Below are 25,040 nucleotides of genomic sequence, written 5' to 3' on the forward strand. Positions count from 1 at the left end.
CTGGTCCAGAGATAGAGTAACAGGTGGTCCAAAGTGACGCGAACGAGTGGTCCAGAGTTAGACGATACTGTGGTCCAGGGTAACGCGAAACTGTGGTCCAAAGTTATGCGAACGAGTGGTCCAAGGTTGCGCGAAACAGTGGTCCAGGGTACGAGAATAGCTAGTCAAAGGAGACATGGATGCCTGTGTCCATTCGAACAGAGGGGGAGCGGATCGTCACTGGTGACGAATTGCGACTACCGTTGTGGAGTCGAAGCGGTGGTCGGTTCGGATTGGGATCGGAGTACACTCCGAGATCAGGGTCCAGCAGAACCAAGAGGAACCGGGGTCAGTTGAGGTACGACTATGGAGTTGATCTCGCCTGCCTGGCACCCCCAAAGAGCAAAGTGAAGTTCTGGGTTGGGCTCGGACTGGCAATCTGCCCCTTTCATGATGCTGCGATCCAAATGCCATGTTGACTGAGCAAACTATCGCAACGATGGCTTCTATGAACGACGATCGCCCAACATGGCCTGCCGGTTGGGACTACCATAGGCGCCCGGCACGGGTTGCTTCGAGATGCTCTGGATTGAACCAGGACGATGACACTGGGTCCCCATGAGGGCCTCTGGTCAGCCACATGAATGCCAAGAGAGCCGACAATGCCTGAACGCCTCCTGCTAGTGTTGCCAAGTGTGCGGAAGCAGGAAGCCGAATTACTTCACAAAGGTAATCTTGGCCACTCAGGTCGATGGCGGTTACTAGCGCTTGTTACCAGCGCATCACTGCTCCTGGCGGCTTGCCATAAGAGTTCGTCCACCAACCAGGCTACTTCGACGACAATCAGCGGTATCGGTACTCCTCATCGAGCGCTGGTGATCGATGCTGTGCCCCTTCGACGATCCTTTCTGCTCTTTGCGATGGATTGCCAGGGCGGATCGTCGGGTGCAAAGCTCTACCTGAACTACAGCAAGACTGGCTCTCAGAACGAGTACGTTGAAACTTTTACCTGTCCGTCATCGAGAACTCGAAGCCCAGATCGTTTCTGGGTTAAGCGCTCCTCCCTCACCGACGATCGGGTGAATCTCTACCTGTCCAACCCGAAGATTAGCTGGCGTCTCCGCATATCCGGTGTTGCTCGTGCTCCAGATGCACCGAGGATTGCTCACGTACCACCTCCACCTCCCACGCACCTGTACATACCACCAACCCCCATTGGCCTCCCCAAGAGTGCACCTGCTTGCTCAGCAGATAACCTCGTAGCGACCGTCCAGGACTCGGTCCCATCCCCACCTCAAGGCGCCTCTCTCTTTGCGCTGATCACGCTCAGGGCCACGAGCGCAATCACATGCAGCCTAAAGGGCTATCCAACGGTGGTGTTGGACGGCACAGACGGTAGCGCTGTCCGACTCACGCCAACCACCAACAAAGGTGCGTTTTTCCTATTCACACCTCCGTTATCAAAGAGCATCCAGTATCGCAAATCCATCGTGATTGTAAAGCGTGGGGTCCAAAACGCTGAGATACCAATTAGCTTGCCATTACTGTGCGGTCCAGATGTTACATCGTCTCCACTGACGCCATATACCGGTGTAACGGTTACCCTTCCAGATGGCGGGGACTCTCTAACTGTGCCAGGGAACGATTTCGTTGATCGAGCAATGCCCGTCAACTACCATTTCTCGAGCTGCGGACAGGGCAGCGTCTACCCATTTGAACCGTCAGATCTATTTGAATACCCCACCAACCTCGGCCCCCCAGGTTCATAATTTCTGGCGCCCGATTCCCGGGATGCATGGGAGCGTTGTATGGCTGAAGGCGCTGCTGCCTTCATGCGTTTCAAGAAAGAGGGGTGCTATGAGTGACCCGGAGCTCGAACCACTTGCCGCAGAACTTGCTGACTTCGCACCGCCTGAGAAGAAGGGCGGACGACCGGCTCTTGAGGAGCGGGTTATCGTGGGCTTCGAGGAGATCCAGCGTTGTGCCGAGAAGCACGGCCGAGTTCCGCAACACGGTGAAGATCGCGAGATGTCCTTGTCATAACGTTCCCTTTGAACTGCCATTTTAACTGAGCAAACCATCGCAACGATGGCTTCTAAGAGCGACGATCGCCCTGTCTCCTCCATTCCCCCCATGACTAGGAGAGATGTTGTTGCTGTCCATCGTTTCGATGGTAAACCTGGCTCTCTATGAGTGCCGGTACTTGATTCCTCGCCCCGCTCGGACGCAGTCGAACATCAGAGCGTAACGAGGAATGTGGCCAGGAGCCCTCTGAGTGTCGTGTCTCTGCAGGTGAGTCGTCTTCATGCGGCGCCTGAGGCACTCCCTGGAGGTCAAGCGTTTCTGTCATAGACAGACCAGAATCAGCTGATGCCGCTCTGTTTCGCCGTACTGGTTCACCCCTAGCAACCCTACCAAGCCCTCGCATGGCTGTTGAAAGCTAGTGGCGTCCGTGTTTACGAAAGAAACTGTTCGTGGTTCGAGTTGGATGGAGGACTACCCAATTCCCTCCTCCTGCTTGATGGGTGATCCCAAAAGTGTGCCCATAATTGATGCCGCCTCTTGGTTCTTTGCCTCAAGCACATGGGAATAGACCTTCAAGGTGACAGAGGCCTCTGCATGGCCGAGGCGTCCGGCGACCGTACGAATGTCCACTCCAGCTGCGACGAGCTGAGTTGCGGAGAAGTGGCGCAAGCTATGAAGGTGCAGTTCATTCCACCCATACTTATCCGCCAGGCGCCGAAAGAGTTTGGAGGGGCTATCGGGATGTACTGGCAGTGATCCGTCAGGCTCTGAGTAGAAAAGATATGGGTTCACAACGAGCCTTAAGCCTACGCTCTGGGCTGCCAGCTGAAGCTGTTTCTTCTGATCCTCGATGAGGGACTGTGCAACCTCGTCAAGTGCGACGAACCGTGCTTGATGAGTCTTGGTCGGTGCCTCTCGTGTTCCTCCAGGTGAGGTATAGATAAGGGACTTGGCAACCGTGATCCCCGTCTCCTTGCAGTCGTCCCAATGCAAGGCGCAGAGTTCTCCACGTCGCATTCCCGTGAGGGCCGCTAGCAGGAAGAAAGCTCCCCACTGGGGATGCACCGCCCTTGCTTCCTCCAAGAGCTTGGTCAGCTGGTCAATTGATGGTGTGACAACTTGAGGGACTCGGACCTTGGGAGGAGATGCCAAGAGGGCAGGGTTCGCCCCTGTCCACCCCCACTTCATCGCCTGATTGAAGAAACGTCGAATGATGGCATGAGTCTGGCGAATAGAGGCAGGAGAGTTGCCTTGCCTCACCAGGTCTTGGTACAGAAGGTCCAAGTGAGAGGCGGACACCTCGTGGATGGCAAGCGCTCCAAGTTCCGGTAGGATCTGGCGCCGAATGCGCCCCTCGTAGCCTTGGACAGTCGTTGGAGAGAGTCCTTCACGCACCCGATCGAACCATTCGGTCATGGCTGAGGCGACAGACTGTGTTGAGGATCGGACTTTCTCGTCCTTGACGCTCACCAAGAGTTTCTGGAGTTCGAACTCAGCCTTGCGCTTGGAGCCATGTACGGTCACGTACTTCTGGCGACGATTTCCCGAGATTGGGTCCTTTGGGAGGTCCACAACAAGTTGCCAGACATCCTTGTCGCGCTTGCGAATGTATCCTCTCATGGCTCAAGTCTATCACAATCTTGAACCTAATGTGGGCAAGATGTGGGCAGATCCCTCCGTTAGAGACTCTCAAATAGCCCCTGAACTGGTGGGCCGCCAGGGTCTCGAACCCTGCACCTTGGGATTAAAAGTCCCCTGCTCTACCGGATGAGCTAGCGGCCCGTTGGCGCTCGCAAGAGCGAGCGCTCGGTTACAGGCTACTTCTTGGTCTCCCAAAAGATATCGCTAATCTGTCCAATGCTTGCAAGCAGTTGATCAGCTACGGCAGTGTCGTTGGTACGCTTCACTTGACTTGTTAGCTTCTTAGCGCTCCAAAATACTTCGTGGAGCTGCGGATACTTCTCAAGGTGGACAGGCTGGAAATACTGGTACCACAGAACATCAAGATGACGATTGACCTCCTCAGCACGCTGTTCCTTGATCAAGGTGGCACGATCTCTGAAGTACTGATCATCGGATGCATTATATTTTTCGACGATAGCTTTGATGGATTCAGCCTCGATCCGTGCTTGTGCAGGATCGTAAACACCACATGGTAGGTCGCAGTGCGCCGAGGCCTTGGCCGGAGCGCGTAGTGTGTCTACCAACGTGAGTATTTTTGTGAGGTACATAAGTTGTCCTTTCTACTGTTGTTATTGGACGACAGTAGCTTACCAGGGATAGTCGTGTCTGATCGGACCCCTCCCGAGTTCACTGTTCGTCGACGTGCACGCCTAGCGTTGAGTCTCCCTTCTCTGGTGATGGCATCCGGGGCTTTAGCTTGGGCAATGGTGCAGCGATACGAGGTGGTTGGAGACTCGATGTGTCCGACGTTGACCCATGGCGACAGGTTATTGGTCTTGAAGTGGCGTTGGGTACCGGTTGGGCGGATCCTCGTTCTGCAGGATTCGCATTCGGACGAGCACTTCATTAAGAGGTTGGTACGCCGTTCTCAGTCCTCGATTTGGGTTGAGGGTGATAATCCCTTGGGTTCGACGGATAGTCGCCAGTTAGGTTGGTTCTCGAACAAGAGTGTTGTTGGCTGGGCTATCTACCGTTATTATCCATCCAGTAGGGCAGGGAGCTTGATCGGTGAGTAGAGTAAGTTGGTAGCTGCAAAGGGGTGAGCATGGCGGACCTTCGGGTTCAGATCAACCAATGGTTGGAAGAGGTCGACGAGTTAAACCTCGACAAGACACCGATCGATTCATTACGATCACTGCGTGACGTCGGTCGTCGTCTAGAAAATTCCGTCTCGTATGCAAGAAGAGTGCTACAGACTCGACTTGATATCGCAACAGAGCTTGACGCCACTCGACCGACGTCGATCGTTTCAGTTGTCGCGTCGCATTCAGCTCCGTCTCCACTGGCTGAGCGCCACGTAGAGGTTGAGATTCCTGAGGACGACATGGTAAGTGCCGAGACGTATCTCCGCTTGCTGGTTGGCGGTGATCGAACGCACTCACTAGATCTTCTTGATGAATCGCAGCTGGCCGGCTATCAAGCGCGTCTGCAAGAGGGTGAGCGGACGATCTCTGGGTTGCGGAGACAGTTGCATCAACGCTTGGATGCGTTGGGTGGCGAACTGGTGCGCCGCTACCAACAGCACTCCGTGAATGACGTCTAGGTTCTCCGTTATCCCTGCTTAGGGAACAACAAGCGTGCTCCTGCGGTTAGGCTAGCCATGTTAGCCAAGTGTGCCAGGGGTGTTCCATCTTGAGACTTGCAGTGATTAGCTACCACGCCTCTCCCATAGCCGTGCCAGGATCTGGTGTGAACGGTGGTATGAACGTATACGTGAGGGCTCTGACGACTCATCTTGCCCGTGCTGGGGTGGAGTGCGATATTTTTTCGGCTAGGGTCGGTGCTCAACACGAGAAGTCCGTACGGCTGGAGTCTGGTCTCTGGCTCCATTCTTTGCCAGTACAACCCAACGCGCCAGTTGGTTCGGCGCCTGACTACACCGGGATTCCTGAGTTCGCTGACCGTGTGGTGGAGCACATGGTGCGATCTTCGATCACTTACGATGCCGTGCATGCAAACTATTGGCTATCTGGGGTCGCTGCACATAGGGTAAAACACGACCTTGATATCCCGATGATCACCACTTTCCATACACTCGAGAAGGCCAAGCGTGCACACGGGGCGTTGGTGGATGACAGATCGAGCCTCCGGATCCATCAGGAGTGTCGCATTCTGGGTTGCTCTGATGCCGTGTTAGCCTCCGGAGACGATGAGGCGAAGTGGTTGTTAGAGATGTATCAAGCGCCTGAGGAAAAAATCGTGCACTTGCCTCTTGGTATTGATCGAGCCTTCTTCGCACCTGGGCCGTCTGGGCCGGCGCGAGAGGCCATCGGCTTTGACGATACTATTCCCATCATTCTTTACGTCGGTCGTATCCAATCGCTCAAAGGCACGGCGTTGGCGGTCAGGACCCTTGCCGAACTGCGTAAACACCGTTCGGCTCGACTCATTATTGTTGGTGGTCCATCAGGTGTTGACGGTGAGCGGGAGTTTGCGCGTGTCTTGGCTCTTGTGAAAGAGCATGGACTTGATGATACGGTGACCATCGTTGAGCCTATGTCACATGAACTCTTGTCAACGTACTACCGTGCGGCGGATGTGGTTATCGTGCCTTCGGTGAGCGAGTCGTTTGGACTCGTTGCCTTGGAAGCCATGGGCTGCGGCACGCCGGTGGTGGCGACGGATGCGGGAGGACTTCGAACGGTTGTCGATGATGGTTACTCTGGGATCTTGGTTAAAGATCGTGAGCCCTCGGCCTTTGCTCAAGCCATTGAATCGTTGCTGGCGAACCCAGTGCACTATCGAGCGATGTCAAATCGGGCGTCAGCCTGTGCCGAATCGTTTACTTGGACGGCCAGTGCGCGAAGGCTCATCGGTGTTGTGGAACGTGTGGCTCAGCAGGAAGTATTGGTTAGCTGTATGAGTTGTGCGTAGTTCCGGCGGCTGGCGGTAGAAAAAAGCTTTCATTGACCTCCGCCCGTGACCAGTGCGGTGCTGGCAGGTTGTTTGAATAACCCCGAGTAGCTTGGAGTTTATCGTGCATGATTTGCTGGTAGTTGGTGGCGGGGTCATGGGTGGCGCTTTGGCCGTTGGGATTGGCCGTGCCGAAGGTGGACCTCGTTCGGTCGCGATCCTTGACCATAGTCCCGAAAAGGCTCGCTTCGTTGCCTCTCGTTTTCCAGGTGGCGTGGCGGTTGACAGTATGGAACCCGCAAAGATGTACCTGCTGGCGGTCAAACCCCACCACCTACGTGGTGTTCTCACCAATCTCCCTCCTCATTCCAAAGCAATCTCGGTCGCGGCGGGTGTGCGGCTCGATCAACTCCAGACCTGGGCGCCTGCCGGTGCCCAGGTCATTCGGGCAATGCCCAATACGGCCTGCGAGATCGGTGCGGGAGTCATCGCCATCAGTGAAGTAGATGACGGTGGCTTCTTGACGGCTACTCGGGAGCTCTTTGGTCTCGTGGGCAAAGTGTTTGTTGTACCTGAGAAGCAGTTCGACGTCGTAAGTGCGCTATCAGGTAGCGGACCTGCTTATGTGTTTTTACTGCTAGAAGCGATGCAAGAGGCTGGCCTGACCCTTGGCCTTCCAGCCTCGGTGGCCCTCGAGTTGGCGCGCGCCACCGTTCGAGGGGCGGCACTATTGGCCGACGCCAGAGGAGAAGACCCCCGGACCTTGAGGCTGGCGGTGACATCTCCAGGTGGAATGACAGCAGCGGCAATCGCTGTGTTTGAAGAGCTTGGCTTGCGACATCAGACACTTGAAGCGGTTCGCGCTGCCACTGCGCGGGCACAGGCACTCGCAGATCACGCCGGCGAGTGAATGGCTGTCGATGTCGTTGTCTGAAGTGGGTCCTAGCGTAGCGTTTCGGCTAGGGAGGACTTGTGCGATACACTGAACAAGTCAAAGGTTTGCGTTTTTGTTGCGGTGGTAGTGCATGTCTGTCATACTTTTAAGTATCAACGAGTCCGATGTCGGTGTCGATTTTGACCGATTTGCGCTGACCCGGCCTGGCGAGGAGGAGTTACGTTCGTCCCTCAGGAGTCTCGTCGAAGGCGGTGTGATCGAGGAAGCGTTGTTGTTGAGTACGTGCGCACGTACCGAGCTTTACGTCATGGCAGAGCAGTTTCACGCTACGGTTGATGAGGTTGCAGCTGCCCTAGCGCAGTCGCTGCAGCTGCCCATAACGGTGGTACAGCCGGTTACACGCGTGCTCTATGGAAGGGCGGCTGTTCGGCATCTTTTGAGGGTTGCCGGGGGTTTGGAGTCGGCCATTGTGGGGGAGAGCGAGATTCTTTCTCAGGTCAAGCAGGCCCTGTCAGCTGCGCGGGAGAGCAAGATTGTCCTTGGCTCACTTGGTCGCTACTTCGAACGTGCACTTGAGGTTGGAAAGCGCATTCGGAACGAGACACTGATTGGTTCTGGGAACGTATCAGTGACCTCGGCCGCTGCTTTGTTGGCCATGACCTCAGATGCGGCACTTGTTGATGGTACTCCTCGTGTTGGTGTTGTCGGTTCAGGAGCTATTGGGTCGGAGGTCGCTCGAGTTTTGGTCGATCATGGCGCTGAGGTGACGTTGATGTCGTCATCTCCGGAGCGTCGGGATCTTCTTCAACGGGAGCTCAGCGGTGTCAGGGTGGTTGCAACCAGCGATCTGTCTGACCAACTCGCTTCGCTTGACACCCTTGTAATGGCCGGATCGGCCGTCCCAATGGTCCTCGATGGTTCAATTCTTGAAGGTTTTTCGGGTTTACGCATTATTGATCTCTGTCGGCCACGCACGATCGAGCGGGGAGTTGCTGAGGTCGCAGGTGTTGTACTTGTCGATCTCGATGATGTCAATCGATTTGTGTCCGATCAGTTGGCGGAACGCATGGAAGCGGTCGACTCAGTAGAACTTATTATTGAGGCCGAACTCGCCGATTTTGGAGAGTTGGCCTGGCTGCAGGATATGAATCCCGTGCTCCGCGCCCTCTATGAGGAGGCAGAACGGGTTCGCGAAAGCGAGTTGAGCCGATCATTAAAGCGACTCGGGGCTACTGATCCAGCGGTCATTGAAGAACTGGAATTACTGACGCATCGGCTTGTGAACAAGCTACTGCATCATCCTGCCACATCATTGCGAGAACAGACAGGGGCAGAGGGCTTCGCGGAGTTTCTCGAAAACTTCAAAACTATCTTCCGGCTGTGACAGCCCATCGATCATGACGACCTCTTTGAAGATAGCTACGCGTGGTTCAGAGCTGGCGCTATGGCAGGCGATGCATGTCGCCTCCGCACTCCCGGTTCCGTCAGAGATTACTGTGGTCGAGACCGAGGGGGATCGAGTGCAGGATCGTCCGCTTGCGGAGATTGGCGGTCAAGGGGTATTCGCAAAGGAGATTCAACAGCACGTTTTGCACCATCAGGCTGCCTTGGCGGTCCATTCTGCGAAGGATCTCCCGAGCGTGACCGTCAGTGGCCTCCAGATTGGCGCTTGGCTCCCTCGCGCTGACCCTCGTGACATGCTTGTGGGTTCCACGTTAGGGGATCTCCCGAACGGTGCCCGTGTCGGGACCTCGTCAATTCGTCGAGCAGCGCAGCTCCTCGCCCTGCGGCCAGATGTCGAGATTGTGCCACTTCGTGGAAACATACGGACCAGGCTGGAGAAAGGTCAACGATTGGACGCAATCTTTGTCGCAGCTGCGGCGCTCCAACGACTCGATATCTTGCCAGAGATAACGGAAATTCTCAGCCCTGAGTTGATGGTGCCACAGGTTGGACAGGGAGCGATCGCTATCGAGTGCAGAGCGGATGATGTTGCTACCCTTGAGATGCTTGCATCGGTCAACGACTCTGCCACAGAAAGGGCGGTACTGGCGGAGCGAAGTCTCCTTCGGGTCTTTGGCACTGGCTGTAGCCTTCCTATCGGTGGACTGGCTGAGTTAAGCGGCCACGGGCTGGTGTTGCGTGCGATGGTAGCAGCCCATGATGGAACGAGGATCCTTCGCGGCTCCGCCAGCGGTGACGAACCTACCCAACTCGGATCCACACTTGCTCATTCACTTGTCGAACGAGGAGCCCTTGCGTTGTTATCTGATTCGGATGGGGAGTAGCATCAGGTGGCACGTGTTGTACTCGTAGGAGCCGGACCAGGAGATCCAGGACTCATCACGGTGCGAGGCTTGGAGTTACTCAGGTCGGCCGATGTCGTGGTGACCGATTTTCTGGTAGATGGCCGCCTTAAACAGCTGATCCCCGCAGATGTCGATATCGTCGATGTGGGCAAGCGGCCGGGTGCGACGTCGTTCTCACAGGATGCTATCAATCAAGAGCTCATTCGTCTCAGCCGGTCTCACGGCCTGGTCGTCCGTTTGAAGGGTGGAGACCCATTCCTTTTTGGTCGTGGCGGTGAGGAAGTGGATGCACTCCTTACGGCAGGCATCTCAGTCGAGGTGGTGCCTGGTGTGACGTCCGCGCTGGCTGCCCCAGCCTACGCTGGGGTTCCAGTGACACATCGAGGGTTGGCTGATGGCTACATTGTGATCACTGGGCATCGACATGCTGACGCTCCTCTCGACTACGATTGGTCGGCGCTGGTCGGGTCAAAACTCACCATTGTGGTCTTGATGGGAGTTGCACGCCGAGGACTCATCGCCGACGCGCTTATGGCCGCAGGCATGAGCGCGAATACCCCCGTTGTTGCGGTTGAGTCGGTCACCTGGCCCCAGGAACGATCACTGCGAACAACCGTTGGCCAGCTTGCTGCTCAACAGATCGGATCTCCTGCGGTCATCGTCATCGGGACCACAGCGGGCCTTCACTTGGATTGGCGAAGATCCTTGCCGTTGGCCGGTGTGAGCGTTCACCTGTTGCGCCCTTTTGATCCTTGTGATCCGCTTGCTGACAAGCTGCGTGCAGACGGGGCTACGGTGATTCAAGCGCCTGCGATTGAGATCCAGGATCCCTCAGATGGCGGTAGTGCCCTGCGGGATGCGATGCACAATATCGAGCGATATGATTGGCTGCTCTTTACCTCGAAGAACGGTGTTGAGCGCGCGATAGGAACGACGGTTGATCTGAGGCGACTGGCCAACATCAAGATCGCGGTGATTGGCTCTGGGACTCGCGCTGCTCTTCAACGCTATCGCGTTGGTAGTGATCTCATGCCTGCTGAGTTTGTGGGCGAGGCGTTAGTGGATAGTTTCCCGGCCGGCCCAGGAAGGGTGCTATTTCCACGAGCGCAAGTCGCCCGTGACGTGGTTCCCGATGGTCTACGAGCCAAGGGCTGGGATGTCGATATTGTCGAGGCCTATCAGATCGGTGTTCCTGCTCCGCTCATGAAAGAAGATCTCGCTGGCGCGATGGATATCACCGTCTTTACTGCTGCGTCTACGGTGAGTGGCTATCGTGAGCAGTATCCAGGTGTGTTACCCAAGCAGGCGGTTGCCATCGGTCCCGTGACGGCTGACCGCTTGCGAGACCTTGGCGTAGGGCAGATCGTTGTTGCTGACGAGTATTCAGTAGAGGGCCTGACTGCAGTGATTAGACGGCTCGCCTCCTCGTCGACGCAGGGGTAGGTGGGTAGGCTAGAGAGAATGGAACACTTTCGACGACCACGACGACTACGTGCGACGCCTCAGATTCGCAATCTTGTTGCAGAGACGCACCTCCATCGTGAGCAGTTTATCCTACCGATGTTTGTTCGTGAAGGACTTGACCGTCCTGCACCGATCGCTGCCATGCCAGGAGTGGTTCAACATTCCACGGCGAGTGCAGTGGAGGAGGTCCGCTCCCTTCTTGATCATGGAGTGACGAGCGTTCTCCTCTTCGGGGTGACTGATCATAAGGATGAGGATGGCAGCTACGCCTGTCGTGCCGATTTTGTGCTCCAACGTACGATCCAAGAGCTGAAGGAGACCTTTGGTGATACGGTCTTTGTGATCAGTGACCTGTGTCTTGACGAGTACACGACACATGGGCACTGTGGGGTTCTGGATGAGCGAGGGAGGGTAGATAACGACCGGACGCTCATCCGCTATCAGGTGCTGGCACAGTCGCTAGCACAGGCCGGCGTCGACATGGTAGCTCCCTCTGGGATGATGGATCATCAGGTCGCGGCGATACGAGAAGCGCTCGATGATAGCGACGCCATTGACTGCGGCATTTTGGCCTACTCGGCCAAGTACGGATCGGCCCTGTACGGGCCATTCCGAGAGGCGGTTGACGTTGAGATCGCTAACGGAGGCGACCGACGGGCCTACCAACAGGATTATCGCAATCAGCGAGAGGCGCTCTTGGAGGTGGAGTTAGATCTCACCGAGGGTGCAGACATGGTGATGGTGAAGCCAGCATCGTTCTATCTTGATGTCCTTTCCAAGGTCCGTTCGGTGTGCCCGGTCCCGCTGGCCGCTTACCAGGTTTCAGGCGAGTACTCGATGATTGTGGCGGCCGCAGCGGCGGGATACATCGATCGTCAGCAAACGATCCAAGAGTCACTGACGGCCATCGTTCGCGCTGGAGCGGATTGTGTGCTGACGTACTTTGCAAAGGAGGCAGCAGCATGGCTGTAATCGACGAGGACGCTATGACGAATGAGGCAGCGTTCTCCAGGGCCTGTACGTCGTTGGTTGGCGGAGTCAACTCGCCGGTGCGTTCCTTTAATGCAGTGGGGGGAGTCCCCTTCTTCGTACGGGAGGGTCACGGTTCCTATGTTGTTGACGTTGAGGGCCGTCGTTACCTCGATTACATCCAGTCCTACGGAGCGATCATCCATGGCCACGGTGATCAGCAAATCTTAAGTGCACTGTACGAAGCGGCTCGCCGCGGAACGACCTTCGGGGCTCCGACGCTTGGTGAGGTCCGATTGGCGGAGAGTATCAAGGCGAAGGTACCTGGAGTCGACCTGGTACGTCTCACGAATTCAGGTACCGAGGCGACCATGACCGCGCTGCGCTTAGCTCGTGGCGTGACAGGCCGTTCCAAGATCATCAAATTTGAGGGATGTTATCATGGGCATTCGGATGCCTTGCTGGCTGCAAGTGGTTCCGGAGTCGCATCGCTGGGTCTCCCTGCGTCGGTCGGCGTGACCGCTGCGGCGGTACACGATACGGTGGTGCTCCCCTTCAACGAAGTTCCTCAGATCGGTGAGGATATCGCCGCTGTGATTGTCGAACCAGTCGCCGCCAATATGGGACTGGTTCCAGCGGTACCAGGCTTTCTATCCCAGCTTCGCTCGCTCACCACCCAGGCCGGTGCCTTGCTCATCTTTGATGAGGTGATCACTGGATTCCGTGTGGCAGATGGTGGCGCATCGACGCTCTTTGACATCACGCCAGACCTATGGTGTTTTGGGAAGGTGATTGGTGGGGGACTGCCAGTTGGCGCCCTGGCAGGCAGAGAGGATCTGATGGCTCAGCTTGCGCCAACAGGCCCGGTCTACCAAGCTGGGACACTTTCTGGAAATCCACTAGCGACGGCGGCCGGAGCTGCTGCGCTTGATCAACTGAACGTGGCTAGTTACCGGATGCTGGATGGGCGGGCCGAACAGCTGGCACTGGGACTCACCAAGGTGATCGAAGAGGCCGATCTTGCCGTTCAGGTCCAGCGAGTGAATGGACTGCTTGGACTTTTCTTCGCTGATGAGCCCGTCACCAACTATCGTCAGGCGGTTGCATCGGTTGAGCGCGGATTCTATCCCTACTTCTTCCATGCGATGCTCAAACGTGGCGTAGCGCTCGCTCCGGGGCCCTATGAGATTCTGTTCCCTGGGCTCGCACATACAGTCGATGATATCGACAAGACCATCGATATTGCCTCAGCAGCAGCGGCTGAGGCTCGTGACCAGTGGCACCAACACCACTAGTTTGCAGAGACCTTCTGGAGGGTCTGAAGCGGTCACGCTACCGACGGAGGCGCCATTAGGTGGTTGCCTATAGCCCAGCGTTAGGGCTGCCGACTCGACCATACGATCCTCACTGGCAGGCGAGAGGACCAAGCGTGGTAGAGGACTGGCTAACCTGCCTCGCGTTCGCGTAGCCGCTGCGTCAAGCGATAGATCTGTTCGATCCGGTCGGGGGCTGAGCCTGGCATGAGATTGGCCATGATTGCCACGACTGGGGTCATCGTGGCCTTCGAGCGCATGGCGAGCCAGACCCCGGAGGACATCAGTAGTGGATTGGAGATCGCTTTGACGAATAGGGTTCCGACTGCGTAATAACCCGCGTAGCGAGTCTGCAGCGCTGTGGTGAAACCCACTATCGGGCGAGGATCTCCCGTGCCGAGGCTTTGTGTGATGGCATTAGCGGCCATCCGACCGGTCTCGTATCCGTAGGAGATCCCCTCACCATTGAAGGGATTGATGCTTGCCGTTGCGTCACCGACCATGAGGAAATTAGGTCCAGAACGCGGTTCGATACTAAGACCCATCTGTAATTTTCCGCCAGTAGCTTCGCGGACGGTTCTATCCGCCGGGAAGTGCCAAGCATCTTGCGTCTTTTCGAGAAACCGTTCTAGGGCATGCGTGGTGTTCATCTTGCGCCACCGAGCGCTGTTTGAAAGTAATCCAAAGCCGACGTTGGCGGTCCCATCTCCGGCTGGGAAGATCCACCCATAGCCGGGTATGGTCGCGCCATTCTCATCGCGAAGATCGAGGTGAGACTCGATCCATTGTTCGTCGGATCGATCCGTCTCAAAGTAGCCGCGGATTGCGAGCCCGAGAGGTTTGGTCACATTGCGGCGAGCTCCAAGGGATCGAGCGATCCGCGCGTTCGAACCTTCGGCGAGAACGTAGACCTTTGCCGTTAGGGTGGACGCTTCGTCCGTCTCGATGTCCTTGACACGTAGGGACTGGATATGTCCCGATGTGAGCGTCGCTTCAATCGCTTCATGATGGTACAGCACGGTCGCGCCGACGCTAGCGGCACGATCGAGGACCGCCTGATCTAGCACGGATCTTCGAACAACGTATCCATAGCTCGGATAGTCCGGCAGACTTGGCCAGGGTAACTCGTAGGAGCGACCATAGGCGACCGCACGTAATCCGTGGTATTTCTGCTGACTGTCGAGCATCGATTGCAGGCCCATGGCCTCAAGTTGAACGACGGCCCGTGGGGTCAGCCCATCACCACAGGTCTTGTCGCGGGGAAACTGCTTCTTCTCCACCACAATGACCGAGACTCCTCGCATGGCGAGCCAAAAGGCGGTTGCCGCACCTGCTGGGCCGCCCCCGATGACGATCACGTCAGCTGAGTGTTCTTCGTCGATATTTTTATTCACCTCATCTATCGTAGACTGGGGCAGGGCGCTAGTTAGTGGTTCACCAAATAGGTTGGTCCTTTGGCAATCAGAGTAGGGCGATCTCGTCTGGATTTGCACGTAAGGGTAGAAACGTATCAAGATGGAGGTGCACGTGGGTGATTTTCGCGTCTGCATTGACGATGGTACCGATAGAAATGGGGTGAGGTGACTCAATACCTTCCAATAGTCATCATGCTGGTCCTGGGAGCACTCTTTGCATCAGGTTCCTTTGTAGCCTCAGGCCTTTTTGCTCCACGGCGTCCGCATCGGGCCAAGTCGGCGCCCTACGAGTGTGGTATTGTCCCAAGGACTGAGTTGGCAGAACGTTTCCCTGTACGGTTTTACCTTGTAGCGATGATCTTCATCATCTTTGATATCGAAATAATCTTCTTATATCCCTTCGCGGCGGCCGCAGGCGAGTTAGGTACTTTCGGGGTGATTGAGATTGCGACCTTCGCTCTCGTTGTCTTCATCGCCTTTGCATACCTGGTGGCAAACGGCGCGCTGAGTTGGGGACCAAAGCGGGGCGCGTCGGTCGAGGGTCGTGTCGCTCGTCGGGTCGATCTCGGCGAACTGACCGCATCGATGGTGCGAGGAGGACGTGACTAATGCCACTGGAGGACCTCAGCTACAACTTCCTTACTGGTAACGTTGAGAAGTTGGTGCAGTGGGCACGCAAGGCCAGTGTCTGGCCAGCTACGTTTGGGCTCGCGTGTTGTGCCATTGAAATGATGGCGAGTGGAGCAGCTGATTTTGATCTCGCCCGCTTTGGTATGGAGGTTTTTCGAGCGTCGCCTCGACAATCAGATCTCATGATCGTGGCTGGTCGTGTATCGCAAAAAATGGCACCCGTCCTTCGTCAAGTGTACGACCAGATGATGGAACCTAAGTGGGTGATCTCAATGGGTGTGTGCGCTTCGACTGGTGGAATGTTCAACAACTATGCAATCGTTCAAGGTGTCGATCAGATCGTCCCGGTCGATGTCTACGCACCTGGATGTCCTCCTGGTCCAGAGACGTTGATGCACGCCATTCTGACCCTCCATCATCAGATTCAAACTGGGGACATCCTGCGGCGTCGTGCGGCCGGCGAGAAGGGTACGACTGTTCGCATGATTGGCGAGCCGTCCACGACCAAGATGCTCGGAGGTGTCGAGGACCTTGTCTGAGGTGATAGTGATGGAGAGGTCGGAGTACCTCTCAACGGTTCGTGCGCGCCATGACGACGGTTACATCTATCTGGCAGACCTCACCTGCGTCGACTATTTGAATGATCAGACGCGGTTGATCGATGGGGATCTTCGACCTCAACGATTTGAGTTGGTTGTCAATCTTCGATCATTTGCGCCACCAGCTATCCTGCGTCTGCGGGTACAGGTACCAGAGGATGACCCCGTGGTCCCATCGATCTTTTCTCTGTACCCGGGGGCAGAGGCCATGGAACGAGAGGTCTTCGATCTGTTTGGTATCCGATTTGCGGATCATCCTGACCTCACGCGCATCCTGTTGCCAGAGGACTGGGAAGGCCATCCACTCCGAAAAGACTATGGAGTGGGGAGAGTGCCGGTGCAGTTCAAGGAGGTGAAGCGTAATCGATGAGTAGCTCGATTTACACGGTCATTCGACCGGATGGGGACAGTCGATTCGGGCTCGTGCAGGAGACCTCTGAAGGGCTCCAGGAGCTTGGCGCACGCTCAGCAACGACGGCCGCTGCCCTTGCGAAGGAGACAGGGTCGACGTTGCGCATTCCAGAGGGTGAAGCCGAGCTTGAGAGCGAATCCGATGATGGCCGCATGATCATCAACATGGGTCCACAACACCCTTCGACTCACGGGGTACTGCGTATCATGCTGGAGATCGAAGGCGAGACGGTTCTCCGTTCCAAGCCCGTCGTTGGGTACCTCCACACAGGGATGGAGAAGACGGCCGAGAACCTGACCTATCTGCAGGGCACCACGAACGTGACTCGAATGGACTACCTGTCCCCATTAAACAACGAGCTGGTCTTCTGTCTAGCAGCCGAGAGTCTGCTCGGTATCGAAATGCCTGAACGTGCGACCTGGATTCGGATGCTGATGTCAGAGCTCAATCGCATCGCATCGCACGTCATGTGGCTGGCCACGAATGGGATGGATCTCGGTTCGACATCGATGATGATCTTTGGCTTCAGGGATCGCGAGATGGTGCTCTCGTTCTTCGAGAAGGCCTCTGGCCTCCGAATGAACAACAACTACATCCGTGTTGGCGGTGTCGCGGCAGACCTTCCTGATGGTTGGGAGGATGACGTCACCGCCATCGTCGACACGATCGAGGCTCGGACCAAAGATTATGACGAACTCATCACTGGACAGCCGATATTTCGTGAGCGTGTGGTCGGTGTTGGCCTTTTGAGTCCTGCGCAAGCCGTTGCACTTTCAGCGTCAGGTCCGATTCTTCGAGCCTCAGGAGTGCCCTGGGATCTGCGCAAGGAGATGCCATATCTCTACTACGACCAGGTGGATTTTGACGTTATTGTCGGGAGCGTGGGCGATACTTACGATCGATATGCGGTCCGGCTTTTTGAAATTCGGGAGTCCATCTCCATTGTTCGCCAGATACTCGACAAGATGCCAAAGGGCCCCTATCGAGCACTCGACCCCAAAGTGACGCCACCTCCGAGGGCGAGGATCGATGAATCGATGGAGGCATTGATCCACCATTTCAAACTCTTCACCGAGGGTATTCGTATCCCTCCTGGTGAAAGCTATGTAGCCATCGAGTCACCTCGAGGTGAGTTGGGTTGTTATATGGTCTCCGATGGCTCAGCGAAGCCGTTCAGGATGCACATACGCGGACCATCTTTTGTGAATCTGCAGAGTCTCCCGGTGATGCTCCATGGTGGAATGTTGGCAGATGCCGTCGCAGTCATATCGTCAGTAGATCCGGTGATGGGAGAGGTGGATCGTTAGGTGTCGCGTTTCACAGGTGAAATGTTGAGTCGTGCAGAGGAGCTGGTGTCACTCTACCCAGATCCTCGCTCCGCGACTATCCCACTGTGCCATCTGGCACAGGAGCAGGATGGTTATGTAACGAATGAGGCTATGGCCCATATCGCTGAGCTCGTAGGATCAAGCGCGGCGGAGGTCCAAGGGACAGCCTCGTTCTATGACATGCTGAAGTTAGAACCGGTTGGGCAGTATGTGATCGGTGTCTGCACAAATATTGCTTGCATGCTGCGCGGAGCCTATGAACTACTCGAGGATGCCGAAGCGGTCCTTGATACTCCGGTCGGAGCGACCACGCCCGATGGTCTGTTCACCCTGGAGGAGGTGGAGTGTATTGCCCACTGTGATCGGGCACCGGCGGCACAGGTTAACTATCGCTATTTCGGCCCGCTCGACCGGCCCAGTTTTGAGACCCTCGTAGCCAAGCTTCGCAACGGTGAACTCGATGACGAGGTTCCACCGCATGGAACGCTCCTGCGGGTTCGCAGAGAGGCACCTGGCGTGATCCCGATGGAGGAGATCGATCGCTACCGAGCCCAGGAGGCAGAGCGGGAGAAGCAAAGTGACTGAGCGAATTGTCGGAGCTCGTCTGCAGTATGAGGACTCTGCGACCCTGGAGCGGTTTTTGGCCACTGGTGGTGACGATGGACTTCGCAAAGCAGTGCTCGAGATGCGTCCCGAAGAGGTCGCAGCCGAGGTCATGACCGCCAACCTCCTTGGGCGTGGCGGCGCGGGGTTTGAAGCTGGTCGCAAGTGGTCGATGTTGCGCAAGGCCCCCCGTCGTTATCTGGTGATCAATGGGGATGAAAGCGAACCGGCGACTTTTAAGGACCATCTCTTAGTCGAGCGCGATCCCCATCAACTCGTCGAGGGAGCGACCATCGCAGCCTACGCAATTGAGGCCTCTTTTGTGGTGATCTATCTGCGAGGAGAGTTCGCGCTCGGCCTCGAGCGGGTGCAGCAGGCGATCAATGAAGCGTATGCGAGGAATGCACTGGGACGCTCGATCTTTGGGTCCTCGTTCTCGGTTGACATCGTCTTGCAGCCGGGAGCGGGCGCCTATATCTGTGGTGAGGAGACATCGCTGATTGAGTCCTTAGAGGGCAAGCGTGGGTTTCCAAGGATTAAGCCACCGTACTTCCCGGCGGTCATCGGCCTCTACGGTGAACCTACCATCGTCAACAATGTGGAGACGGTCTCGAACTTGCCCTGGATCATCAATCGAGGTGGCGAAGCATTTAAAGAACTTGGACAAGGTCGCTCAACCGGTACGCGACTCTTTGCGCTCTCCGGACAGGTGCAAAGGCCCGGGCCTTACGAGGTTGAGATGACAAAGATCACCTTTCGAGACTTGATTTATGGTAAAGAGTACGGGCAAGGGCTGCATCCTGATCGGTCTCTTTTGGCGTTTATCCCGGGAGGCGTTTCGGCACCATGGTTTTTTCCAGAGCACCTCGATATCCCGCTCGGGCAGGATGAGGTAGCCAAGGCCGGTTCGATGCTAGGGTCGGGGTCGGTCATTGTGATGGATGATTCCTCCTGCCCGGTCCGGTCGGCTTGGCGTATTGCAAGGTTCTTTGCCCGAGAGTCGTGCGGACAATGCACCCCGTGTCGTGAGGGAGGCGCCTGGATTGACAAGATTCTGCGACGTATCGAGGAAGGGGAGGGAAGAGAGGCTGATCTCGATCTTCTTCTTGACCTGTGCGACAACATCTCGCCTGGGATCAAGTGGCCTCCGGCACAGACGACGATCTGCGTGCTAGGGCCTTCGATTCCTCCGTCGGTCAATGCAGCGATTCAGCATTTTCGTGATGATTTTTTGATCCATATCAAGGAAGGACGGTGCCCTCATGCCTGATGAGTTGGTCGCCGTGACGGTCGATGGTCACTCCTTTCACGTGCGCAAGGGAGTAAAGGTCATCGATGCGCTCGATGATGTCGGGGTCCATGTACCTCGATTTTGTTACCACCCGCGCATGAGTGCGGTTGGGATGTGTCGGATGTGTCTGGTGGAGGTGCAGGGACCGCGTGGACCCTCTCTACAGCCATCATGTTTTATCGATATCGCCGACGGCATGGAGATCCGCACCGAATCGGAATCGGTCAAGAAGGCCCAGCATGGTGTCCTTGAGTTTCTGCTTGCGAACCACCCCTTGGACTGTCCAGTCTGTGATAAGGGTGGCGAGTGTCCCCTCCAGGACCAGGCCTTTGCCCATGGCTCAGGCGAGACCCGCTTCGTGGAAGAGAAACGACATTACGCAAAGCCGATCCCGATCTCGCGGTTGATCAAACTCGATCGCGAGCGCTGTATCCAGTGTGACCGGTGTACGCGGTTTGCTGATGAGATCGCCGGCGAGCCCCTCATCGACTTTGCTGGTCGCGGCGGAACGTTGCGTATCTCAACATTTTCGGACGTGGATTTCGACTCCTACTTCTCCGGCAACGTGGCGCAAATCTGTCCAGTAGGTGCGCTTACGGCGACGCCGTATCGCTTTAAGGCACGGCCATGGGACCTTTTGCAGTCGTCCTCGACCTGTCTGCAGTGTGACATGGGTTGCCAGGTCAGCCTCCAATCGAGCCAGAACGAGTTGACAAGAATGCTGGGGATCGACTCTGACGCCATCAATCATGGCTGGCTCTGTGATCGTGGCAGGTTCTCTACCAGTGAGATCAACAACCTTGAGGGTCGGGTGAGCCGACCACGGGTACGGGATCAAGACACCGTGGTGGATGTCTCATGGGCGAGGGCGTTACGGCTTGCGGCGGCGGCCATCAAACAAGCTATTGATGAGCGTGGTGCCTCCACAGTCGCCCTCCTTTCGGGGGCCTCAATGACGCTCGAAGATACCTACGCATGGGCGAAGCTTGGGAGCGATGTAGTGCGCACGAACGCCGTCGATGGAGCCGCTGACGTGCGCATTGATGGGACACTGCTCTTGGCAAACCCGGCAACGATCAACGAGGCGTTGCGTGCAAAGACACTGGTCTTGTTCAACGTTGATCCAAAGAACGAACTTCCAGTGATGCATCTGCGTTTGCGGGCCGCTATGCGTAATGGGCTTCGGGTCGTTGAGGTGAACACGACACCAACTGACCTTACGCCAATGGTCGATCGCTGGGTCGCCATTCAGCCGGAGGACTTGGCCAATACCATCGACGCGGCGGTGGCTGCTGTAGGAGATGATCTCGATGGCGTGGTGGTCATGGCAGGCTGTCGTGAACGAGCGATCAGTACGTCCTTGAACACGGCGTTGGTGGCAGCGATGTTGCACCGACTCCCGGACGCGAAGGTGCTGAGCGGTGTGGCTCGTGGGACGAACGCGTTGGCGGTGGGATTCACCCCAAACGCGCCCCAGGGAATCCGTGCGACGGATGGCGTCGCTCCATCGTTGTGCGCGGATGCGATTCTGGCGGGTGCGCTCCGAGGCGAGATAGCGGTACTGATGATACTCGATACGGATCTGATGCGTCTTGGACTCTCCGAGGAGGATCTTGTGACCCTAGGACAGCGAACGACCGTCATCGCGTTGAGCTCGTTCGAGTCGGCAACGACCCAGCACGCCTCTGTTGTGTTGCCGTTAAGTGCCTATGGCGAACAGCAGGGCTCGACACTCAACATCGAATGGCGACATCTCCGCCTTGGTCGGCAGGTGGAACCGGTTGCTCAGGCACGGCCAGCGTGGGTGGTGGCGACAGAGCTCGCCTCTGCACTCGGTGATGAACTGGGGTTCTTGACGTTGGCGGATATCACGCGCGGTCTGAGTCAGTCTGGTGGGCTGCTCGCAGGGCTCGGCTATCAGTACTTTGCGGAGGGTCTGGATGGACCACTCTTTCCAAGAACACGGACCGAACCGGTGGCGACCCGCCGAATCCTCGATCCGATGGCGACGCCAGGCATCGCGTCCATCGATCGTCAGGGGGCCAATTTTGGCTCCGGTAACGTCATCGAACCCAGTGAGGCCCCAGGTTTTGGACTCGGTGGAGGGGAGACGCCAAAGGCCCTTGCTTCGGCTTCGGTTCCCAAATGGGAGGGGCCGGTTGCGCTGGATCCACTCTCCGATGGGGAGTATTGGCTGCGATTGGTGCCCCGACTCTATGATCCGACGCCCGAGCTGATGGCCAATCCCTTCTTGAAGGCTGCAGTTCGTGAACCGGTACTTGCCCTAGCCCCCGCCCAGGCTGAAAGCCTTGGATTGGCCGAGGGGGACCGGTGTCGCCTCGTGGGTGCGGAGACGGTCGATATGCTAGTTCAGCTCGTCAAGGAGGATGCGATGGCCTTGACGGTTCGTGGAGTGACGCCGGGGACACTGCGGCTCTTAGGTGATCAATCGTGGGTCAAGGTGAGGGTGGAGAAAAGCAATGGGTAGCGATCCATTATTAGCGGGACCCATCACATGGGTTGTCGTGTTGATCGTAGTGATCAAGGTGCTCGTCGCCTTTATCGCACTGATGGTGTCGGTTTTGCTTGCGATCTGGATTGAGCGCAAGGTGATCTCCGACATGCAGAACCGCATTGGTCCCAACCGCGCTGGACCTTTTGGAATCCTGCAGAGTTTGGCCGATGGGATTAAGCTCTTCTTCAAGGAAGACCTGATCCCCGAGCGCTCCGATAAGTTCATCTTTAAGTTGGCCCCGTATCTGTCGGTGATTCCCGCCTTCATCACCTTTACGTTGGTACCGGTCGGAGGGATGGTCGATATCTTTGGCCACAGGACCGAACTCCAGGTGGCCGACCCACCGATCGGAATCCTGCTGCTACTGGCGATGTCTTCGATATCGGTCTATGGCGTCATGCTTGCCGGTTGGTCATCGGGATCGAAGTATCCGCTGATCGGTTCGGTGCGGGCCTCGGCGCAGATGATCTCCTACGAGGCTGCGATGGGGCTATCGATTGCCTCAGTCGTGCTCTTGACTGGCTCGCTATCGACGAGAAATATGGTGTCCCAACAGCTTGGGACGTTCTTTGGATTTATCCCACACTGGAATATCATTCGCTTAGGGGTGATCCCCTTCCTTGTCTTCATTATCGCTATCACCGCGGAGGTGAACCGCCCTCCCTTTGACCTCGTCGAGGCGGAGCAGGAGTTGGTCGGAGGTTTTCATACCGAGTACTCCTCCATCAGATTTGCTCTCTTCTATCTCGCGGAGTACATGAACACGATCACGATGTCGGCCATCATGGTGACGATGTTCTTTGGGGGGCCAGATGGTCCTGATCCACGTTTCTTGCATTGGCTGTGGCCAATCATCTGGTTCATCGTCAAGACAGCCATCTTTTTCTTCATCTATGTCTGGTTCCGTGCAGCACTTCCTCGTTTGCGCTATGACCAGCTGATGGACCTCGGCTGGAAGGTGTTGATCCCGGTGATGCTGGTGTGGCTGTTGGTGGTCGCCGCCATGCGCGTCTCTAGACCGCTCGGGTTTGGCATGGTGGGTCTTGGTATCGTTGGCGGGTTGCTACTCTATCGGGCCATTGCGGTGGGTCGCGATCGGAGTACATCGCGAGAGCTGGCTCGACCTTCGCGAGTTGAACTTGAACCACCTGGGGACAGGAGGGAGGAACATGGGGATTCTTAGTGGTCTAGGCGGCTTCAAGATAACCTTTAAACAGATGGCGGAGCCACGCGTGACTCGCCAATATCCTGAGGAGAAGAGGCCCAAGCCGCCCCGGTTTCATGGTCGCCATGTTCTCAATCGGTATCCCGATGGTATGGAAAAGTGCATTGGCTGTGAACTCTGTGCCGGTGTTTGTCCCGCTCGGTGTATCTATGTGCGTGGAGCTGACAACGATCCCGAGGCGCCAGTGTCACCCGGTGAGCGGTTTGGTTTTGTCTATGAGATCAACTACTTACGCTGCATCCACTGTGATCTCTGCGTGGAGGCATGCCCGACTGAGGCCATCACTGAATCCAAGATGTTTGAGTTCTCCTTCACCAGTCGGGAGGATGCGATCTACACGAAGGCCGAACTCGTCGTTGATGATGAGGGACATCCACGTCGGACCCCCTTTGAGGATTGGCATGACGATGATGAAGAGGACACCTCAGGATGGGTGCGAGCCACCGCTCCTTCGGGGGATCCACACTTCGAAGGGGTTGCTGGATGGTCTGGCGAACTAGGCCATGGCGTTCGACTGCCCGAGAGGGGTCAGTCGGATATCTCAGAGGACGAGATGGCTGCCGTGTTCTCGTTACGTGATGTCCTCTCGGATCGTATTGCGCGAAAGATTGGAGGGAAGGTCTGGTGATCCTCGCCTCGGTGATATCTGTACCTCAACTCATCGTCTTTATGGTGTCGGTGGTGATCATTGCTATCGGCGGTGTGGGGCTTCTGACGGCACGGTACCCTGTGCACGCTGCACTGTTTCTTGTGATGACCCTCTTTGGGGTAGCGATACTCTTCATCGAGGAGGGCGCTGAGTTTCTTGCGGCGGTGCAGGTGGTGGTCTATGCAGGAGCGGTGGTTGTCTTGTTCCTGTTCGTGATCATGTTGCTTGGCGTCGACCGTGAGGAGATTGCGAGTTTCGCGGGCGATACTGTGCGCGTGGCGCTTGCAGGAGCGGGCGTCGTCTTAATCCTCGCCGAGCTGTTCATTGTGGCGACCGGTGCTTGGGCGACCGGTGCGCATTCGACGGCGGGGAAACTGAGTGCAGGTTCGAATATTGGAGTGCTTGCACGCTCGGTCTTTACGACCTATCTTCTACCTTTTGAACTGACCGCAGCCCTCCTGGTGATAGCGGTGGTGGGAGCCGTGATACTGTCTCGCCGCATGGGGGTCGAGACGGCAACACTTGACCAGGCGCCGGTTGGCCAGTCATCGGTTGGCCCGGATCAGGAGGCTGGACAGTGACGATCCCTGGGAGTTGGTATCTGGTAGTGGCAGCACTGCTGTTTGGTCTTGGGACCTTCGGGGTGTTGACCCGGCGCAACGTCATTGTCATGTTTATGTCTGTTGAGCTGATGTTGAATGCGGTCAACTTGACCTTTGTCACCTATGCCAGGATGCTCAACGATGTTGGCGGCCAGATCGCGGTGTTCTTTGTACTCGTGGTCGCGGCTGCTGAGGTGGTCGTTGGACTTGGGATCATTGTTGCGATCTTTCGACATCGTGCGACCGTCACCGTCGATGATATTTCGAGTTTGAAGGGCTAG

Annotated in this window: 24 protein-coding genes, 1 tRNA gene and 1 pseudogene; 22 read left to right on the forward strand and 4 right to left on the reverse strand. The window is 56.5% G+C overall.

Features of this window, described 5'->3' with window-relative positions:
* The first annotated feature begins 899 nt into the window (after positions 1-899).
* Together M7Q83_RS14240 and M7Q83_RS06930 are read left to right on the forward strand one after the other, a co-directional pair.
* On the forward strand, positions 900-1,748 hold the full coding sequence (locus tag M7Q83_RS14240; RefSeq protein WP_366526384.1) for a DUF4232 domain-containing protein: 849 nt from the start codon (positions 900-902) through the stop codon (positions 1,746-1,748).
* 88 nt (positions 1,749-1,836) lie between these two features.
* Positions 1,837-2,007, forward strand: a pseudogene (locus M7Q83_RS06930) (GIY-YIG nuclease family protein); the annotation flags it as partial.
* 468 nt (positions 2,008-2,475) lie between these two features.
* Here the strand turns inward: M7Q83_RS06930 and M7Q83_RS06935 are convergent.
* From M7Q83_RS06935 to sodN, 3 genes are all read right to left on the reverse strand, one after another.
* On the reverse strand, positions 2,476-3,624 hold the full coding sequence (locus M7Q83_RS06935; protein ID WP_298336758.1) for a site-specific integrase: 1,149 nt from the start codon (positions 3,622-3,624) through the stop codon (positions 2,476-2,478).
* Between the two features lie 86 nt (positions 3,625-3,710).
* Positions 3,711-3,786, reverse strand: a tRNA-Lys gene (locus M7Q83_RS06940).
* A 35-nt stretch (positions 3,787-3,821) separates the two neighbouring features.
* Positions 3,822-4,235 (reverse strand): superoxide dismutase, Ni, encoded by a 414-nt coding sequence (sodN, locus tag M7Q83_RS06945; protein ID WP_298336760.1) that lies wholly within the window; start codon positions 4,233-4,235, stop codon positions 3,822-3,824.
* A 126-nt stretch (positions 4,236-4,361) separates the two neighbouring features.
* On the opposite strand from sodN, the gene M7Q83_RS14245 reads away from it, so the two are divergent.
* The 9 genes from M7Q83_RS14245 to hemL all read left to right on the forward strand — a co-directional run bounded on the left by M7Q83_RS14245 (position 4,362) and on the right by hemL (position 13,472).
* Complete coding sequence (locus tag M7Q83_RS14245) at positions 4,362-4,703, forward strand: S26 family signal peptidase (RefSeq protein ID WP_366526385.1); 342 nt, start codon at positions 4,362-4,364, stop codon at positions 4,701-4,703.
* A 29-nt stretch (positions 4,704-4,732) separates the two neighbouring features.
* The gene (locus tag M7Q83_RS06950) at positions 4,733-5,230 is read left to right on the forward strand and encodes a hypothetical protein (RefSeq protein ID WP_298336762.1); all 498 of its coding nucleotides are present in this window, start codon (positions 4,733-4,735) and stop codon (positions 5,228-5,230) included.
* 158 nt (positions 5,231-5,388) lie between these two features.
* On the forward strand, positions 5,389-6,561 hold the full coding sequence (locus M7Q83_RS06955; protein WP_298336764.1) for a glycosyltransferase: 1,173 nt from the start codon (positions 5,389-5,391) through the stop codon (positions 6,559-6,561).
* Positions 6,562-6,664: 103 nt separating this feature from the next.
* Complete coding sequence (gene proC / locus M7Q83_RS06960) at positions 6,665-7,450, forward strand: pyrroline-5-carboxylate reductase (RefSeq protein WP_298336765.1); 786 nt, start codon at positions 6,665-6,667, stop codon at positions 7,448-7,450.
* A 115-nt stretch (positions 7,451-7,565) separates the two neighbouring features.
* On the forward strand, positions 7,566-8,819 hold the full coding sequence (hemA, locus tag M7Q83_RS06965) for a glutamyl-tRNA reductase (protein ID WP_298336767.1): 1,254 nt from the start codon (positions 7,566-7,568) through the stop codon (positions 8,817-8,819).
* A 25-nt stretch (positions 8,820-8,844) separates the two neighbouring features.
* Positions 8,845-9,723, forward strand: coding sequence for a hydroxymethylbilane synthase (gene hemC / locus M7Q83_RS06970; protein WP_298336769.1), 879 nt, complete (start codon positions 8,845-8,847; stop codon positions 9,721-9,723).
* Between the two features lie 6 nt (positions 9,724-9,729).
* Positions 9,730-11,187: a uroporphyrinogen-III C-methyltransferase gene (cobA, locus tag M7Q83_RS06975; RefSeq protein WP_298336771.1), complete on the forward strand. Its 1,458-nt coding sequence runs from the start codon at positions 9,730-9,732 to the stop codon at positions 11,185-11,187.
* 18 nt (positions 11,188-11,205) lie between these two features.
* Positions 11,206-12,180 carry a porphobilinogen synthase gene (gene hemB, locus M7Q83_RS06980; protein WP_298336773.1) on the forward strand — a complete coding sequence of 325 codons (975 nt, stop codon included), beginning with the start codon at positions 11,206-11,208 and terminating at the stop codon, positions 12,178-12,180.
* Positions 12,181-12,194: 14 nt separating this feature from the next.
* Positions 12,195-13,472 (forward strand): glutamate-1-semialdehyde 2,1-aminomutase, encoded by a 1,278-nt coding sequence (hemL, locus tag M7Q83_RS06985; protein WP_366526386.1) that lies wholly within the window; start codon positions 12,195-12,197, stop codon positions 13,470-13,472.
* Between the two features lie 149 nt (positions 13,473-13,621).
* On the opposite strand, the gene M7Q83_RS06990 is transcribed toward hemL, so the two are convergent.
* Positions 13,622-14,884, reverse strand: coding sequence for a geranylgeranyl reductase family protein (locus M7Q83_RS06990; RefSeq protein WP_298336778.1), 1,263 nt, complete (start codon positions 14,882-14,884; stop codon positions 13,622-13,624).
* A 186-nt stretch (positions 14,885-15,070) separates the two neighbouring features.
* Here M7Q83_RS06990 and ndhC point away from each other — a divergent pair, with 186 nt between their 5' ends.
* From ndhC to nuoK, 11 genes are read left to right on the forward strand one after another with little or no spacing between them, the layout of a single operon-like run.
* Positions 15,071-15,514: an NADH-quinone oxidoreductase subunit A gene (gene ndhC / locus M7Q83_RS06995; RefSeq protein WP_298336780.1), complete on the forward strand. Its 444-nt coding sequence runs from the start codon at positions 15,071-15,073 to the stop codon at positions 15,512-15,514.
* The gene (locus tag M7Q83_RS07000; protein ID WP_298336782.1) at positions 15,514-16,074 is read left to right on the forward strand and encodes an NADH-quinone oxidoreductase subunit B; all 561 of its coding nucleotides are present in this window, start codon (positions 15,514-15,516) and stop codon (positions 16,072-16,074) included. The genes ndhC and M7Q83_RS07000 overlap by 1 nt, the downstream gene beginning before the upstream one ends.
* A gap of 10 nt (positions 16,075-16,084) precedes the next feature.
* Positions 16,085-16,504: an NADH-quinone oxidoreductase subunit C gene (locus M7Q83_RS07005; RefSeq protein WP_298336784.1), complete on the forward strand. Its 420-nt coding sequence runs from the start codon at positions 16,085-16,087 to the stop codon at positions 16,502-16,504.
* Positions 16,501-17,853 carry an NADH-quinone oxidoreductase subunit D gene (locus M7Q83_RS07010; protein ID WP_298336786.1) on the forward strand — a complete coding sequence of 451 codons (1,353 nt, stop codon included), beginning with the start codon at positions 16,501-16,503 and terminating at the stop codon, positions 17,851-17,853. The genes M7Q83_RS07005 and M7Q83_RS07010 overlap by 4 nt, the downstream gene beginning before the upstream one ends.
* Positions 17,854-18,459: an NAD(P)H-dependent oxidoreductase subunit E gene (locus M7Q83_RS07015; protein ID WP_298336788.1), complete on the forward strand. Its 606-nt coding sequence runs from the start codon at positions 17,854-17,856 to the stop codon at positions 18,457-18,459.
* Positions 18,452-19,747, forward strand: a complete 1,296-nt coding sequence (locus M7Q83_RS07020) for an NADH-ubiquinone oxidoreductase-F iron-sulfur binding region domain-containing protein (RefSeq protein WP_298336790.1) — start codon at positions 18,452-18,454, stop codon at positions 19,745-19,747. Before M7Q83_RS07015 ends, M7Q83_RS07020 begins: the two co-directional genes overlap by 8 nt.
* Positions 19,740-22,256: an NADH-quinone oxidoreductase subunit NuoG gene (nuoG, locus tag M7Q83_RS07025; protein ID WP_298336792.1), complete on the forward strand. Its 2,517-nt coding sequence runs from the start codon at positions 19,740-19,742 to the stop codon at positions 22,254-22,256. The genes M7Q83_RS07020 and nuoG overlap by 8 nt, the downstream gene beginning before the upstream one ends.
* Positions 22,249-23,466, forward strand: a complete 1,218-nt coding sequence (gene nuoH / locus M7Q83_RS07030; RefSeq protein ID WP_298336794.1) for an NADH-quinone oxidoreductase subunit NuoH — start codon at positions 22,249-22,251, stop codon at positions 23,464-23,466. The genes nuoG and nuoH overlap by 8 nt, the downstream gene beginning before the upstream one ends.
* Entirely contained in the window at positions 23,453-24,136 is a 684-nt protein-coding gene (gene nuoI / locus M7Q83_RS07035) for an NADH-quinone oxidoreductase subunit NuoI (RefSeq protein WP_298336796.1), read from the forward strand. The genes nuoH and nuoI overlap by 14 nt, the downstream gene beginning before the upstream one ends.
* A complete protein-coding gene (locus M7Q83_RS07040; RefSeq protein ID WP_298336798.1) occupies positions 24,133-24,738 on the forward strand; it encodes an NADH-quinone oxidoreductase subunit J in 606 nt (201 codons plus the stop codon). The genes nuoI and M7Q83_RS07040 overlap by 4 nt, the downstream gene beginning before the upstream one ends.
* Entirely contained in the window at positions 24,735-25,040 is a 306-nt protein-coding gene (gene nuoK / locus M7Q83_RS07045; protein ID WP_298211886.1) for an NADH-quinone oxidoreductase subunit NuoK, read from the forward strand. Before M7Q83_RS07040 ends, nuoK begins: the two co-directional genes overlap by 4 nt.

Source organism: Ferrimicrobium sp. (assembly GCF_027364955.1).
GTDB lineage: Bacteria > Actinomycetota > Acidimicrobiia > Acidimicrobiales > Acidimicrobiaceae > Ferrimicrobium.